A 15107-nucleotide genomic window follows, 5' to 3' on the forward strand; every position below is an offset into this window, starting at 1 on the left:
GCGGTTTTATTGCTTTAGAGCTTAAACTGGTTAATTAGTCTTTGCTGACAAACTTCATGGAGATGGAGTTGACGCAGTGGCGAATGTTCTTTTCGGTGAGCCTTTCGCCTTCAAATACATGGCCTAGGTGTCCGTCGCAGTTGGCGCAGACGATTTCGATACGACGGCCGTCGGCATCGGGTACGCGTTTTACGGCGTTTGGTATTTCATCGTCAAAGCTCGGCCAGCCGCAGTGTGATAGGAACTTATGTTCTGACGTGTATAGAGGCGCGTCGCATTGGCGGCAGACATATAATCCGTTTGTCATTGTGTCGGTATATTCGCCAGTAAATGGGCGTTCTGTGCCTTTATCAAGGATGACACTGGCTTCTACAGGCGTAAGCTTGTTGTATGGTTTACTCATAAGACTTGTTCTCCTGTCGCTATGGGCGTTGTTAGCATAAATTATGTCATGCCTTATCGTTGTAGAGTAAGACAATAAATTGCACATCAAGTTCGTGAGTGTAAAAGGATTGTTGTTCTGTCGATTCAATGTTGGCGAGATATCGAGTAATTGCATTGATTTCATTGGGTTTGGCTGGTTACACTGGATAAACATCATTTATAGATTTTTAAAGGGGTTGCTTATGAGCCAGACATTTGAGTCGATATTTAAAGACAATGTTAAGCGTATGCATTACCAAGTCGATGGGCTGAGTTCAGATAAAAGTCACATTCAGGTGATTATTTGGCCTACATTTTCTGGTTTGACGGACTTTGAAAAAGGTGTGGCAGATCGTATTGCGTCAATGGGATTTTCTGCAACCGCATTGGATTTGTACGGCATGGGGCAGAATCCAGTCGAAATGGATGAGAAAAAGGCGAAAATGGGGGCCTTGTTGGCTGAAGCGGACCCTTTGCATGGTTTGCAAAAGGAGCTAACTGAATCCGCTTGTGATGCTATTCACGGCAAAACCATTGTGCATGTTGGTTTTTGTTTAGGTGGTCGTTTGGCGTTGGAGGCCGGTTTGCATCTGGCGGACAGTGCTGGCGCGGCGAGTTTTCATGGCTTGATGAGTTTTTTCCGTGCTCAATCGGAAGAAAAGGCCAACACCAAAACGAAAATCATGGTGCTGAATGGTTATGAAGATCCTCTAGTTAATGAATCTGAAGCTCAAGAAGCGAAACGTTACTGGGCAGGTTTGGGGATGGATTTTCAGTACATAGATTTTGCTAGCACTATGCATTCGTTCATGTTGCCAAGTGCGGACAGTCCAGAGCATGGCAGCCAGTATAATCCATTGACCGCGCAGCGCGGTTATCAATATTTGGAACACTTTTTAGAAGAATTTGTTTAAGTAATACCGATTCAAGCAGACAGGGAAAACCCAGTCTGTGTCTGCTTGAATCGTCTCTTATCTCTTGTTATTCCTCTCGATCATGCTTTTCCTGTCTGGTTTGTGCTCTCGCTGTCAAAACGTATAAAAAATAATGATAAAACATTTTGAGAAAACGGCGCGTTTTTGCTTTTTGCAACGACTTTTCGCTCTCAAAATGTCGATCTTTTCATAAGTTCTTGGTAAAAAATAAGGAAAATTAACTTTGATATTATTGTCTTAATTATAGGACGATGAGTCCCATTTTTTGATATTGCCCTCTTTATTTTATCGCCTTATCCTTGCCCGATTCAGATCCCTTCAGGTTATTTCGAGAGTATAAAAGAGCAATGACAGAGATAGATAAGCATTCATTGAAAAAGAAAAACACGATTGTCTTACTGGTGATTAGTGTCGTGGTAGTTTGTGTTGGTATCTATATTTGGTGGTTAAAAATAGGACGGTTTTACGAAACAACAGAAGATGCTTATGTGTCCGGCAATATTGTAAATGTTATGTCTCAAGTGTCTGGCACCGTCACGGACATCATGGCTGATAATACTAGCTTGGTGAGCGAGTCTGATCAGTTAGTAAGAATAAATCCGGTCGATGCTCAGTTGGCCTTGCAGCAGGCCGAAGCGAGTCTTGCGAGTACCATACGGTCTGTGCGCAATAGTTTTGCTTCTTTGGAAGAGCAGGAGGCCAATGTCCGATTGGCTAAAATTTCATTGGATAAGGCACAACAAGATTATCAGCGCCGCGTGAATTTAAAGAAGAATAACTTAATTTCTAATGAAGATTTAAGCCATTATGAAAGCGCTTTAACGAGTGCGAAAGCGTCTTATAATCTTGCTTTAAAGTCATACGATACGAATAAAACGAAGGTCGATAATACAACGGTGCTGACGCATCCCGATGTGTTAAAAGCCGAATCTGTTTTAAAAGCGGCTTGGTTAACGCTGAATCGCACTTCGGTGCTTGCCCCTGCCAGCGGTTATGTTGCTCAACGTAGCGTGCAAGTGGGTCAGCATGTGGCACCAGGCACCACCTTGATGTCTGTTATTCCATTAAAAAATGTCTGGGTAACCGCGAATTTCAAAGAAACACAGCTTGGTCATATTCGCGCTGGGCAGCCCGTTACCTTAACGTCTGATATTTATGGTTCTAGTGTGACTTACCATGGCAAAGTAAAAGGGATAGAACCTGGAACAGGCAGTGCGTTCTCTTTGCTGCCCGCGTCTAACGCGACAGGCAACTGGATTAAGACGGTACAAAGGGTGCCAGTTCGTATAGTGATAAACCCAGATGAGCTGCAGGAGCATCCGCTTCGCCCTGGTTTGTCTATGAGCGTAAACGTGGACACTCATAACGCAGGTGCACCAGTATTAACGTCGCTCGCTGACGTTCAGAGTCCTTGGCGCACTCGTGTGTTTGATCACAATGATGAAGGCGTCAATGTGATTATTCAAAAGATCATTAAAGAAAGTTTGTAAGTGATGATCAGTAAAATTAGTCGTCACAAATATGTGCCAGCGCCATCCCATGAATGGCTAATGCTGGCGACCATATTCTTGCTCATGCTGCTGAACTTTTTGCAGACGGGGATGATTGTGTTTGCCGCTGCGCCTTTGATGGGGGAGTTGGGTGTTTCTCCACAAGAATACAGTTTGGCAACTGCGTCGTATGCTTGTGTCGCTGTGGTCACCATTTCGAAGCAGCGTTGGTTGGTTGAGCGAGTGGGGTGGAAGTACTACATATTAGGTTCTTTGTTGGTCTTCTTTATAGGTTGTGTGGTTGGGTTTTACTGCCGAAGCTTTGATGGCTTTTTGATTGGCTATGTGATTATGGGCTTTGGTGGTGCGGCTTTCATGACAGGGGCTAGGGTCATTATTAATTTATTTCCCCCTAGCTTGATTCGCTTAACGGGGATTAAGGCGTACGCTTATGGATTGACCATAGGTTCTGCTCTTGCGCCTTTTTTGGCGGCGCATTTATTTATGTCCAGTTCTTGGCATTATTTATTTGTCATTTTGATGGTGGTGAGTTTGCTGAGTGCGGTTACCGCGTCTTTTTGTTTGCCTGGTATACCTGCGAAAGAAGATATTCGTAGCCAAAGCCACCCCTATATCTTAATGGCCTTAGCCGCGGGCTCTTTTTTCATGTTGTATGGCTTTCAACACGGTAATTACGCTTTTTTTAGCAACAGTGTGCTGGTGGGCGTCTTTCTATTGTTGGGTTTGAGTAGCCTGTATTATTTTTTACGCAGTATGGTTCGTCACCATGAAAATCGACCGTTACTGTCGATGAAGTCGCTGTTTGATAGCAAGCTGTACCGGAATGGCGTGACTGTGTTTTTTGTGTGTTATTTGATAATGGGATCAAACAGTTACTTGATACCACAGATTATGCAGAAAGGGCTTGGGTATGGTTGGAGTACGATTGGCAATTGGTATGCTCTTGGCCAGGTAGCGGGTGTGATTGGTTTGTACGTTAGTATGCTGATTATGCCGAAGCGGCCACACGGCAAAAAATTCTATGTGACTGGCTTTTTGTGTTTGATGGCGTATGGCTTTTTTATGATGAGGTTAACGCCAACAACCAACTTACAGACTTATGTCGCGCCTGCGTTATTTCTTTTTGTGTTTTTTACGGTGTGTGTGCAAGGCACCGTGGCAGCGAAAGCGTTTACCGAGCTTCAGCATGATGAAACAGTCTTTTCTCACGCCCAACAAGTAAAAAACATGGTGTCACAATTGAGTGTGGCGTTAGGGATCACTTTAGGAAGTATTGGTCTGCAATGGCGTACAACAGTTCATTATGATGTTTTAAACCAGCATGTTGCGTCAAACGATCCTGTCTTTATAAGAGTGCTGAGCCAGATTAGTAGTGTGTACAGCACTCACATGAGTGGCGATTTAGCCAGTAAGGCCGGCTTTGCATGGATTGCCAATGAAGTACAAAAAAACGCTGTGGTATTAGCAGGGATTGATTATTTCTCTTTGTTATTTGTTGTAGGTATTGTTGGTGTGATTGTTATGGGGTGTCAAAAACGCCTAAACTAGAGCGATGTAACGCTTACTTATTGGCTCTCTAAGGGTAATTAGTCGATTTATGGATTTTAACGATATTTATTATTTTTACCTGACTGCTGAACATGGCGGTTACACTGCTGCTGAGCGAGTGTCAGGTATTACAAAATCGCTTTTAAGTCGCCGAGTTGCGCAGCTAGAAGACAAGCTGGGTATCCAATTGATTCAGCGAAATAGTCGGCGTTTTTCTCTCACAGACGCTGGCCGACAATTATATGAAGGCGCCATTAATATGGTGGCAGAGGGGCAGTCTGCTTACGAATCTGTGGCGTTATTGCAGTCGGTTCCTTCGGGTGTGGTGCGGGTGAGCTGTCCGGTTTTATTGGCTCAGCACCATTTTTCGGTGTTTTTACCTGAGTTTATGAAGCAGTATCCCAAGGTTTCAGTGTATTTGGATGTAACGGATAGAGACGTTCAGGTATTGGAAGAACGCATTGATATCGCGCTACGAACAAGGGGAGCCATCGTAAATGGGGCGGGTATGGTGGCGAAGAAATTGGGCACCAGTAGAATGATTTTGGTAGCCAGTCCGCAGTTCATCGAAGAATTTGGTATGCCGACTCATCCAGATCAGCTTGCTAAAATGCCCACATTGACAGAAGTCTTTGGTAAACAGGAGTCTGTCCATCAGTGGGAATTGCTCGGACCGAACAGCAGTATTTGTTTAGTACAGCATCATCCAAGGTTGGTGTGTCTGAATCGTGGGTTGTTGCTTAGTTCGGCTGTGCAGGGTGTTGGTGTCGGACTGATGCCGGAAATTGTGGCGAGTGAAGACTTGGCAGCGGGAAATCTAGTGCGCGTATTGCCTGATTGGACAACCAAGGTCAGTATCGTACAGGCGGTCTATTCTAATAGGAAAACCATGACGCCAGCATTAAGGGTGTTTTTAGAAAGTCTTATGCAATATTTTGCGGAAGTGGTGAGCCCTAATCCGTTTGATTAGCTTACATTTTATTTTTCTCTTGCAGATGAAAAAATAGCCCTTACAAGGGCTATTTTTTTACTCTTTGTTCTTATCGTTTTTTCTTATCGTTCTGGCACAGGGCGGTTAACCAAGGCTTCACCGCGACTGTTAAATAAGTAGCAGTCTTCTTTTTTGATGCCGACGGTGACGCTTTCGCCGTTGCGAGTTAAGTTGGCGCCACTCACTTCTATGGTTAATTTATTGCCTTCAAATTGGCCGTAAAGATAGGTTAGGCCACCGAGGTGTTCCGCTACGTCGATATCAAGGCTAAGTGTTAGGTCAGCGTCTTGGGTGTTTTCTTTAACATGCTCTGGGCGGATGCCAAACTTAACCTTTTCATTGACCGAAACTTTTGTGCAATCGACTTCTAGTTCAATGGTTTGATTGGCGATTTCAATAACGGCAATATCTTTGTTGTCTATGCTGACGACTTTGCCTTCTAAGAAGTTCATTTTAGGGGAGCCAATAAACCCAGCAACAAATTCGTTAGCAGGGTTGTGGTAAAGCTCAAGAGGGGATCCCACTTGTTCTACATTACCAGCGCGCAACACGACGATTTTATCAGCCAATGTCATGGCTTCGACTTGGTCGTGAGTCACATAAATCATAGTGGCTTTAAGTTTGTTATGTAGCTGCGCGATTTGGATACGCATGTCGACACGAAGTTCGGCGTCTAGATTAGAAAGCGGTTCGTCAAACAGGAAGACTTCTGGCTGACGAACGATTGCGCGGCCAATGGCAACACGTTGGCGCTGTCCGCCTGATAGTTGTTTGGGTTTGCGATCGAGTAATTCATTCAGTTGAAGAATGTTGGCAGCATCGCTTACTTGGGCTTTGATTTTTTCTGGGGCTACGCCATTCATGCGTAAACCAAAGCTCATATTTTCTTCCACTGTCATGTGTGGGTAGAGCGCATAGGATTGAAATACCATGGCGACACCTCGATCTGCAGGTGCCACGCTGTTCATGTTGATGCCATTGATTTCTAACTTGCCATCGGTAATGTCTTCTAACCCTGCTATTAAACGCAAAAGAGTTGATTTACCGCAGCCAGATGGACCCACGAAGACCACAAATTCACCGTCTTGAAGGTCTAAATTGACGCCATGAATTGTTTCAATGTCATGAAACCGTTTGATGACGTTTGTTAGTTTTATCGTCGCCATAATAGGGCTTTCCTATGCTTAATTAGAGGCCATGGCCCCCATTCGGGTGGATACTTTCATACAGGCTTCTTTCACCAGTGTTTGAAAGTGTTGAAAACGCGCGTCGTCTACTCGAAATTTTGGAGCGGTAATACTTAGCGCGGCGATGGGTTCGTTTCTGTGATTCAAAATAACGGAGGCGGCGCATTGAATGCCTTCCTCATGTTCTTCCAAATCTAGGGAGACTTTGCTTTCACGAATCTTAATAAGATCGTCTCTTAGCATTTGTTCGTTAATTAAGGTGGTGTCTGTGTGTTTGGTAAAGCTTTGCTCTTTAATAGCAGCGACCAATTGGTCTTCGCTAAGAAACGCCAGCATGGCTTTGCCAACACCAGTGCAATAAGCAGGGCCTTTTTTGCCCACGGCGGAGAATAGACGCAAGCTTTTCTGGCTTTCCAGTTTATCGATGTATATCACATCCCCTCGATCAAGTACGGCAAGGTGAATGGTTTCGCCTGTTTCATCCCATAAATACTTAATTTGGTCTGCGGCAATGTCACGTATATCGATTTTTGCCCACGCTTGATGGGCAAGCTCTAGTAGTCCATAGCCAGGGTGATAAAGCTGAGTGAATTCGTCAAAACGAACCAAGCCCTTTTCTGTTAGGGACATTAAAATTCGGTGAGCGGTGGCTTTTGGCAGGTCTGTTTTTTCAACCAAATCTGCAAAGCGTAATGGCACTTCTGCAACACATACTTCCTGTAGCAGGTTGAGTGCTTTGTCTAAAGATGAGCCTCCGCTCTTTGATTCTTGTTCTGCCATATTGGGTTTCCTTAATTTTTTTGAGGTATTTATACGACTAGGTTTTGCACTATTTTATTAAAAAATAGACTGAAAATATCCATCTATAACCAATGAGTCGTACCTTCAATCTGTTTGGTGCTCGTTCTAGCGTCGCTCATTTAATCGTATAAATCACTCTTGTTCTTATTCTTGTAAGGTAAATTTCACTTCAAAAAACCAAGTCTCAAAAATGTTCTAAATTGAGTATTGCAAAAAATGGAACTTTATTCCATTATTTTATTCATCGAGTTGTTTGAAGTAAAATTCAAGTAGCAAGTAGGCGATTTATAAATTAATAAAAATAAGAGGTGTGTGCGCCATGCAGAAATTGCATAGCAGGCAGCAGCAATGGATGCCGGTTTTGTTCTTAGCGCCAGCAGTCATTTTGTTTGTGGTCTACGTGATCTTTCCGATTCTTCAGAGTATTTGGCTGAGCTTCTATGAATGGGACGGGATTGGAGAAAAGACGTTCGTAGGCTTTAGTAACTACTTGGAGCTGTTTGATGATTATCAGTTTTGGGTAGCATTAAAAAACAATATCTACTGGATGGTTTTCTTCATGTTAGCGCCGCCTATTGGCTTGGGTATTGCGTTATTTCTAAATCAAAAAATCATGGGCATACGTTTAGTTAAGTCTATGTTTTTCTTTCCTTTTGTTATCTCTCAAGTTGTTGTTGGTTTGGTTTTCTCTTGGTTCTATGATCCATCATTTGGTCTTTTTAATAAGGCGATTGGGCTGTTCGGAATGGAACCTGTGGCGGTGTTATCCGATGAGAATTGGGTGACATTTGGCATCATAGTCGCGGGTCTTTGGCCGCAAATCGCTTATTGCATGATCTTGTATCTCACAGGCTTAAATAACCTTAATCCGGATCAAATCGAAGCTGCACGTTTAGACGGTGCCCATGGTTGGAAAATGCTGCGTCATGTCATTTTGCCTCAATTACGACCTGCTACTTTTATTGCGGTGGTGGTGACGGTAATTGGTGCCTTACGAAGCTTCGACCTTGTGGCGACAATGACAAGTGGTGGTCCATTTGGCACATCCAGTGTGCTTGCATACTTCATGTATGAGCAGTCCATCTTTAACTATCGTGCCGGTTATGGTGCAGCGATTGCGACAGTGCTGTTCTTGATTATGGATATTTATATCGCCTACTTCTTGTGGCGCATGCTGAAGAGTGAGAAAGCCTAATGTTTCCAACTCCTATAGAAAAAAGATCATTACCTTTTAATTTAAGCTATCGAGCAGCGGTATGGATTGCTTTGGCACTTTGGCTATTGCCCCTTGTGGCTGTGTTGTTAACCTCGGCGCGTTCAACTGCCGATATTAATGCCGGCAATTACTGGGGAATTCCTTCCGAATGGATGTTGTTCGAAAACTACATGACGGTGTTTTCTGAAACGCCCATGTTGCGTTATTTGTTGAACTCTATCTTTATAACTTTGCCTGCTGTTTTTGGGGCGGTTGCTTTGTCTACCTTGGCGGGTTATGCGTTAGCCAAGTTTAAGTTTCGCGGTAATGTTGCTCTTTTTGCGGCGTTTATCGCGGGTAACTTTGTTCCTTTTCAAATTCTTATGATTCCAGTGCGCGATCTAACGATCAGCATGGGACTGTATGACACAGCGTCAGGTTTGATTCTCTTTCATATCGCTTTTCAAACCGGCTTTTGTACCTTGTTTATGCGTAACTTCATTGTTGGCTTGCCGGATGAGCTGATTGAAGCGGCGCGCGTGGAAGGGGTGAGTGAGTGGCAGATCTTCTGGCATATTGTGTTGCCTTTGGTTCGTCCTGCTTTAGCAGCGTTGTCTGTTCTGATTTTTACCTTTATTTGGAATGACTATTTCTGGGCTTTGGTACTGGTGCAAAGTGATGAAGTGCGCCCAATTACGGCGGGTATCAGCGCATTAAAAGGACAGTGGATGGCGTCTTGGCAGCTGATTGCTGCGGGATCTATTGTGGCGGCATTGCCACCCGTTATTTTGTTCTTTGCTATGCAGCGTCATTTTATTGCTGGCTTAACATTAGGTGCTACGAAAGGATAATCACTCATGTCTGATGTGAAGAACGTGACTTTTTATCGCCAAGACCAGCAACAGAAAACCTTGGTGATAGCGTGTCCGGTACAGGGTTCTCCTGAACTGCTGTATTTTGGCGACGTTTTACCTGCAGCGACCGATTTGGGCTATGTGTATTTGTCGCAACAAGCGGCCATACCGCAAGGCATGATGGACAAGCCAACGCCAATGTCGCTGATTCCTGAAGCGGGGCGAGGCTGGTTGCAAACACCAGCGTTAGAAGCCAGCGCGCAAGACCGTCCAACGTGGGCGGCATGCTGGACTTTGCTGGATGTGACAGAGCAGCAAGATGGCTTTGTCATTCGCTTAGAAGACAAGGTGGCTAAGCTATCTGTTGCGTTAGACATTGGTTTGTTGCCGTCTGGGGTATTACGCCAGCAGTTAACATTGACCAATCAAGGTGAATCGAATGTGACCGTACAGCGTTTGGCTTGCACCTTGCCCGTTGTTACTCAGTTTACAGAGCGTATGGGCTTTTATGGCCGTTGGTGCCAAGAATTTCAGCAAGAGCGTAGCGATTGGCAGTCCACTTGGTTACAAGAGAATCGTAACGGGCGCAATTCTCAGGCGAACTTTCCTGCTGTGATTGTTGGCGAGCAGGGCTTTGGTGAGCAGCAAGGCGAGCTAGTCGGTGCGCATTTGGCGTGGAGCGGTAATCACAGATTAAAAGCCGATTACACCGCGGAAGGTCACCGTTATTTACAAGCTGAAGTCTTGTATTTGCCAGGTGAAATTGTACTTGCTGGCAACGACTCTATTTCGACACCAGAATTGTTAGCTTCACACAGCGCTTCAGGCCTGAACGCCATGAGCCAGCAATTTCACCAAGAAGCTCGTCATCGTTTGAAACTGACCAAACCTCGTCCTGTCCATCTCAATACTTGGGAAGCCTTTTATTTTGATCACGATATGACCAAGCTGAAAGCGCTGGCGAAAGCAGCCGCTGATGTTGGTGTTGAACGTTATATTCTTGATGATGGTTGGTTCCGTGGCCGTGATAATGATAAGGCCGCTTTGGGCGATTGGTTCGTTGATGAAACAAAGTACCCAGATGGCTTAATGCCATTGATTCGTTATGTGAAAGACGATCTAGGCATGGAGTTTGGTTTGTGGTTTGAGCCTGAAATGGTCAATCCAGATTCCGATTTATTTCGTGCTCACCCTGATTGGGCGTTGCAATTGCCGCAGTACGAGCCAGCGCTTGGGCGTAATCAATTGGTGTTGAACCTAGCCAAACCAGAAGCTTATCAATACATTCGTGAACGCTTGTTTGCTTTGTTTACGGAATATCCGATTGACTATGTGAAATGGGACATGAATCGAGACTACACGCAGCCAAGTGGTGATATTGCGCCACAGGCCCGTGTGCAAGTAGAGGCTTTGTACCGTTTGCTAAGCGAGCTTAATCAGGCGTTTCCAGCGATGGAAATTGAGAGTTGCTCGTCTGGTGGTGCGCGAGTGGACTTCGGTATTTTGAATTTTACCAAGCGTTTCTGGGCGTCCGATTGTAACGATGCTTTGGAGCGTCAAACGATCCAGCGCGGCTTCAGTTATTTTTTACCTCCAGAAGTCATGGGTTCTCATATCGGCCCAGATAAGAGCCATACCACAAGCCGAATCCATGATGTGGCGTTTCGAGCTGGAACAGCGATGTTAGGGCATTTAGGTATTGAATGGAATTTGCTGGATGCAAACGCTGAGCAAAAAGCCACTATTGCCAAATGGTTATCCCATTACAAACAGTATCGAAGTGTCTTGCACGAAGGTAATAACTGGCGTTTGCCAAGCGCCGATGGTCGAGCGCAAACCCAATGGGCATTGAGCCAAGACAGAATGCAAGGTTTGGCCGTTTATAGTCAGTTAAGCATGCCAAAGCAAGCGCAAACCTTGCCGATTTGTTTACCCAATTTACTGCCAGAGCAGCCCTATCGAGTCTCGGTTCTGGAGCATAGTCCATTGCCAGGTCATCTGATGAAAGCCTTGCCTGCGTGGTGGCAACAAGATCTTATTTTGAATGGTGCGAGTTTGAGTCAAGTTGGGCTGAGATTGCCTATTTTTGATCCAGAATCTCTAGTATTGATAGCGATTCAAGCCGTACCTGCAGCGGAGAAGCACTGAATGAGCGATACGAATAACAAAGATAAAAAACCATTACGCAGTCAGCAATGGTACGGTAAGTTAGATAAAGATGGATTTATTCATCGTAGCTGGATGAAGAACCAAGGTTTACCTGATCACAGTTTTGATGGTCGTCCAATTATTGGAATCTGCAACTCATGGAGTGAATTGACGCCATGTAATGCACATCTTCGCGAATTGGCAGAATACGTCAAACGCGGTGTTTGGGAAGCGGGCGGAGTGCCATTGGAATTTCCTGTGATGTCGTTGGGCGAAACGCAAATGAAACCGACGGCGATGCTGTTCCGCAATTTGATGAGTATGGACGTGGAAGAATCCATGCGCGCCTACGGAATGGACGGTGTTGTGTTACTGGGCGGTTGTGACAAAACCACGCCAGCGCAACTAATGGGCGCGTGTTCGGTGGATTTACCGACGATTGTTGTGTCCTCCGGCCCCATGTTAAACGGTAAATATCGCGGTAAAGATATTGGTTCTGGTACGGACGTATGGAAATTCAGTGAAGCGGTTCGCGGTGGCAAAATGAGCCTAGACGCTTTCATGCGAGCGGAGTCTGGCATGTCTCGTTCTCGTGGTACTTGTATGACCATGGGCACAGCATCGACTATGTCTTGCTTGGTGGAAGCCTTAGGCATGTCTCTTCCTGAAAACGGCACTTTGCCAGCGGTCGATGCTCGTCGTCAGGCGTTGGCTCACATGACCGGTGCTCGCATTGTTGAGATGGTCAAAGAAGATCTAAAACCTTCTGATATTTTGACTAAGACAGCGTTCGAAAATGCCATTCGCGCCAATGCGGCGATTGGTGGTTCTACGAACGCAGTAGTGCATCTATTGGCGATTGCAGGTCGTGTGGGTGTGGATTTGACGCTAGAAGATTGGGATCGTATTGGTGCGGAAATTCCATGTCTTGTTGATTTGATGCCATCCGGTCGATTCTTGATGGAAGACTTCCATTACGCCGGCGGTTTCCCTGCGTTAATTCAGCGTTTAAGCCATTTGTTTGATATGAACGCTAACACCGTTTGTGGCGCTACTTTGGGTGAGATTACCGAAGGGGCTGAATGTTTCAACGAAGATGTGATTCGTCCAATTGATCAGCCTTTGCGAGCGAATGCGGGGATTGCGGTGTTGCGTGGTAACTTGTCGCCACTTGGGGCGATTATTAAACCGAGCGCTGCCACACCGGCTTTGTTGCAACACACGGGTAAAGCCGTGGTGTTTGAAAACATCGAAGACTACAAAGCTCGTATCGATACGCCAGAACTAGAAGTCGACAAAGATTCAATTCTGGTGCTGAAAGGCTGTGGTCCAAAAGGGTATCCGGGTATGCCTGAAGTGGGCAATATGGCGTTGCCAAGTAAATTATTAGAACAAGGCATTACTGACATGGTTCGTATTAGTGATGCACGCATGAGCGGAACGGCATTCGGTACTGTGGTGTTGCATGTGGCTCCTGAATCGACCGTCGGTGGGCCTTTGGCCTTGGTGCAAAACGGTGATGAAATCACCCTTGATGTTGAAGGACGTGGTTTGCATTTGCATATTTCCGATGAAGAAATGGCAGCTCGTAAAGCCGCATGGCAGCCAGAAGAAAGTGATTACAATCGTGGATATGCTAAGTTGTACATTGATCATGTTATGCAGGCTGATCAAGGTGCGGATTTAGACTTCTTGGTTGGCAAGAGTGGATCGAAAGTCAGTAGGGAGTCTCATTAATGACCAATAATAAAAATAAAACGGTTTATCCTAGTTTAAAAGGGCGTCACGCGTTAGTAAGTGGTGGCGCATCCGGCATAGGTGAAGCCTTGGTGCGAGCCTTGGCTCAGCAAGGTTGCTTGGTCAGCTTTTTCGATATCGATCAAACAGCCGGTGATAGTCTTGCCAAAGAGCTAAACGATCAGGGATTAAGCGCGAACTTTAATCTGGTTGATTTAACAGAAATAGATATGCTGCAAGCCGTCATCAACGAACGTATGGCCGAATGGGGTGCGATCCGTATTCTCGTTAATAATGCGGCCAACGATCATCGTCATACTTTACAAGACATGACCTCTGATGCGTTCGATAAATGCATGTCGGTCAATTTAAAGCATCATTTCTTTGCGGCTCAAGCGGTTGCGCCTGCCATGGCTGAAGCGGGTGGCGGTAGCATTATTAACATGAGCTCCAACTCTTGGATGCTAGGGCTGGCAGGTTATCCTGGTTACGTAACAGCTAAAGCGGGTATTTCAGGCTTAACCAAAGGCTTGGCTCGTGAGCTTGGTGGGCAGAAAATTCGTGTAAATACGGTGCTACCCGGTTGGGTCATGACAGAAAAGCAAAAGCGTTTATGGCTAACGCCAGAGGCGGAAGCAGAACTCATGACGCAGCAAGCGCTGAAAGAAAAAATTGAACCTGAAGATGTGGCGGATTTAGTGTTGTTTTTGGGCGCTGATGACAGCCGAATGATCTCTGGGCAAAGTTTGGTTGTGGACGGAGGGCGCTTGTAATGACTCAATTTAATCCTGTTTCACAACCCGTTGGTGGCAAAGCGAGCTTTATTGCTATTGATTGGGGAACCACCAATTTACGCGCCTTTTTGATGAATCAGGATGGTCATATCCAAGCCCAGCGAGACAGTGACCAAGGTATGTTGAAGCTTGGTTCGGCTGAATTTGAACGTGTCTTATCGGATTTGCTAGACGATTGGCTAACACCTGATTTGCCAATTTATATGGCAGGCATGGTGGGGAGTCGAGGAGGTTGGCAAGAAGTGCCTTACCAGCATTGTCCGATTAAATTAGACGATTTAGCTGAGCATCTTTTTTGGTTATCGACCTCGTTACCTAATAAGGTGGCGATTGTGCCAGGATTGCAAGGTACAGGCATTTCCGGTTTGCTTGATGTGATGCGCGGCGAAGAAACGCAATTGCTAGGAGCACTTGATTGGCTAGAAGAACAAGGTCGCGGTGATGAATCACCGATCTTTTGTTTGCCTGGTACCCATTGTAAATGGGCGCAAATTACTGAGGGTAAGGTAACGCAGTTTTCTACTTCTATTACTGGAGAGTTGTTTGCGCGCTTGAACGATGAATCGAGTTTGGTAAAAGGCTTGCCTAAATCAGATCAGCTTAACGAAGCCGCCTTTAAAAAAGGGGTGTTAGCGAGCCAGCAAACGGGCGGTATTTTGCATCATTTGTTCAGTGCTCGCAGTCGTTTTGTTTGTGGCGAATTGGCCGCAGATGAAGTGCGAGATTATTTGTCTGGTGTGGTGATTGGCCATGATGTGAATGACATCTTGGTGGCGTTAGAGGCCGCATCGCTAGAAACGAAAACCTGTCCAGTAGTGATTGTTGGCAGTCAGGCGTTGAGCGCAAGATATGCCTTAGCCTTGTCTTCGCGCGATCTTACTTCTGAATTTCTGGCCGCCAACGAAGCGAGTATTCGTGGTTTAAAGCGCTTGGCGAATCGTCAGGCTATGTCGGAAGATAATCCGGCAAAAGGAGCATAATGA

The 15107-nt window shown here is 45.4% G+C and carries 13 protein-coding genes; 10 read left to right on the top strand and 3 right to left on the bottom strand.

What is annotated here, in order from left to right:
• Positions 1 to 34: 34 nt before the first annotated feature.
• Entirely contained in the window at positions 35 to 403 is a 369-nt protein-coding gene (locus C1X04_RS08325; RefSeq protein ID WP_110572184.1) for a methionine-R-sulfoxide reductase, read from the bottom strand.
• A gap of 223 nt (positions 404 to 626) precedes the next feature.
• On the opposite strand from C1X04_RS08325, the gene C1X04_RS08330 reads away from it, so the two are divergent.
• From C1X04_RS08330 to C1X04_RS08345, 4 genes are all read left to right on the top strand, one after another.
• On the top strand, positions 627 to 1337 hold the full coding sequence (locus tag C1X04_RS08330) for a dienelactone hydrolase family protein (RefSeq protein ID WP_110572186.1): 711 nt from the start codon (positions 627 to 629) through the stop codon (positions 1335 to 1337).
• Between the two features lie 368 nt (positions 1338 to 1705).
• On the top strand, positions 1706 to 2848 hold the full coding sequence (locus tag C1X04_RS08335; protein WP_137169652.1) for an efflux RND transporter periplasmic adaptor subunit: 1143 nt from the start codon (positions 1706 to 1708) through the stop codon (positions 2846 to 2848).
• Positions 2849 to 2851: 3 nt separating this feature from the next.
• A complete protein-coding gene (locus tag C1X04_RS08340) occupies positions 2852 to 4417 on the top strand; it encodes an MFS transporter (protein WP_245926979.1) in 1566 nt (521 codons plus the stop codon).
• A gap of 49 nt (positions 4418 to 4466) precedes the next feature.
• Positions 4467 to 5387, top strand: coding sequence for a LysR family transcriptional regulator (locus C1X04_RS08345; RefSeq protein WP_110572191.1), 921 nt, complete (start codon positions 4467 to 4469; stop codon positions 5385 to 5387).
• An 83-nt stretch (positions 5388 to 5470) separates the two neighbouring features.
• On the opposite strand, the gene C1X04_RS08350 is transcribed toward C1X04_RS08345, so the two are convergent.
• Both C1X04_RS08350 and C1X04_RS08355 read right to left on the bottom strand, forming a co-directional pair.
• The gene (locus tag C1X04_RS08350) at positions 5471 to 6574 is read right to left on the bottom strand and encodes an ABC transporter ATP-binding protein (protein ID WP_137169653.1); all 1104 of its coding nucleotides are present in this window, start codon (positions 6572 to 6574) and stop codon (positions 5471 to 5473) included.
• An 18-nt stretch (positions 6575 to 6592) separates the two neighbouring features.
• The gene (locus tag C1X04_RS08355) at positions 6593 to 7375 is read right to left on the bottom strand and encodes an IclR family transcriptional regulator (protein WP_110572195.1); all 783 of its coding nucleotides are present in this window, start codon (positions 7373 to 7375) and stop codon (positions 6593 to 6595) included.
• A gap of 340 nt (positions 7376 to 7715) precedes the next feature.
• On the opposite strand from C1X04_RS08355, the gene C1X04_RS08360 reads away from it, so the two are divergent.
• Genes C1X04_RS08360 through C1X04_RS08385 form a run of 6 tightly spaced genes read left to right on the top strand, consistent with a single transcriptional unit; the run spans position 7716 to position 15104 of the window.
• Positions 7716 to 8591: a carbohydrate ABC transporter permease gene (locus C1X04_RS08360; RefSeq protein WP_110572197.1), complete on the top strand. Its 876-nt coding sequence runs from the start codon at positions 7716 to 7718 to the stop codon at positions 8589 to 8591.
• Positions 8591 to 9442, top strand: coding sequence for a carbohydrate ABC transporter permease (locus tag C1X04_RS08365; RefSeq protein ID WP_110572199.1), 852 nt, complete (start codon positions 8591 to 8593; stop codon positions 9440 to 9442). Before C1X04_RS08360 ends, C1X04_RS08365 begins: the two co-directional genes overlap by 1 nt.
• A gap of 6 nt (positions 9443 to 9448) precedes the next feature.
• The gene (locus tag C1X04_RS08370) at positions 9449 to 11593 is read left to right on the top strand and encodes an alpha-galactosidase (protein ID WP_137169654.1); all 2145 of its coding nucleotides are present in this window, start codon (positions 9449 to 9451) and stop codon (positions 11591 to 11593) included.
• Positions 11594 to 13330 carry an IlvD/Edd family dehydratase gene (locus C1X04_RS08375; protein WP_137169655.1) on the top strand — a complete coding sequence of 579 codons (1737 nt, stop codon included), beginning with the start codon at positions 11594 to 11596 and terminating at the stop codon, positions 13328 to 13330.
• Positions 13330 to 14103 (top strand): SDR family NAD(P)-dependent oxidoreductase, encoded by a 774-nt coding sequence (locus tag C1X04_RS08380; protein WP_137169656.1) that lies wholly within the window; start codon positions 13330 to 13332, stop codon positions 14101 to 14103. The genes C1X04_RS08375 and C1X04_RS08380 overlap by 1 nt, the downstream gene beginning before the upstream one ends.
• Positions 14103 to 15104 carry a 2-dehydro-3-deoxygalactonokinase gene (locus C1X04_RS08385; protein ID WP_137169657.1) on the top strand — a complete coding sequence of 334 codons (1002 nt, stop codon included), beginning with the start codon at positions 14103 to 14105 and terminating at the stop codon, positions 15102 to 15104. The genes C1X04_RS08380 and C1X04_RS08385 overlap by 1 nt, the downstream gene beginning before the upstream one ends.
• The last annotated feature ends 3 nt before the right edge of the window (positions 15105 to 15107 follow it).

Source organism: Marinomonas sp. FW-1 (assembly GCF_005222245.1).
Lineage (GTDB): Bacteria > Pseudomonadota > Gammaproteobacteria > Pseudomonadales > Marinomonadaceae > Marinomonas > Marinomonas alcarazii.

Excerpts from the sequence above, each read along its gene's own strand:
- C1X04_RS08360 (WP_110572197.1), top strand. The coding sequence starts at position 7,716 with ATGCAGAAATTGCATAGCAGGCAGCAGCAATGGATGCCGGTTTTGTTC.
- C1X04_RS08335 (WP_137169652.1), top strand. The coding sequence starts at position 1,706 with ATGACAGAGATAGATAAGCATTCATTGAAAAAGAAAAACACGATTGTC.
- C1X04_RS08325 (WP_110572184.1), bottom strand. The coding sequence starts at position 403 with ATGAGTAAACCATACAACAAGCTTACGCCTGTAGAAGCCAGTGTCATC.
- C1X04_RS08375 (WP_137169655.1), top strand. The coding sequence starts at position 11,594 with ATGAGCGATACGAATAACAAAGATAAAAAACCATTACGCAGTCAGCAA.
- C1X04_RS08380 (WP_137169656.1), top strand. The coding sequence starts at position 13,330 with ATGACCAATAATAAAAATAAAACGGTTTATCCTAGTTTAAAAGGGCGT.
- C1X04_RS08350 (WP_137169653.1), bottom strand. The coding sequence starts at position 6,574 with ATGGCGACGATAAAACTAACAAACGTCATCAAACGGTTTCATGACATT.
- C1X04_RS08385 (WP_137169657.1), top strand. The coding sequence starts at position 14,103 with ATGACTCAATTTAATCCTGTTTCACAACCCGTTGGTGGCAAAGCGAGC.
- C1X04_RS08345 (WP_110572191.1), top strand. The coding sequence starts at position 4,467 with ATGGATTTTAACGATATTTATTATTTTTACCTGACTGCTGAACATGGC.
- C1X04_RS08340 (WP_245926979.1), top strand. The coding sequence starts at position 2,852 with ATGATCAGTAAAATTAGTCGTCACAAATATGTGCCAGCGCCATCCCAT.
- C1X04_RS08330 (WP_110572186.1), top strand. The coding sequence starts at position 627 with ATGAGCCAGACATTTGAGTCGATATTTAAAGACAATGTTAAGCGTATG.
- C1X04_RS08365 (WP_110572199.1), top strand. The coding sequence starts at position 8,591 with ATGTTTCCAACTCCTATAGAAAAAAGATCATTACCTTTTAATTTAAGC.
- C1X04_RS08355 (WP_110572195.1), bottom strand. The coding sequence starts at position 7,375 with ATGGCAGAACAAGAATCAAAGAGCGGAGGCTCATCTTTAGACAAAGCA.
- C1X04_RS08370 (WP_137169654.1), top strand. The coding sequence starts at position 9,449 with ATGTCTGATGTGAAGAACGTGACTTTTTATCGCCAAGACCAGCAACAG.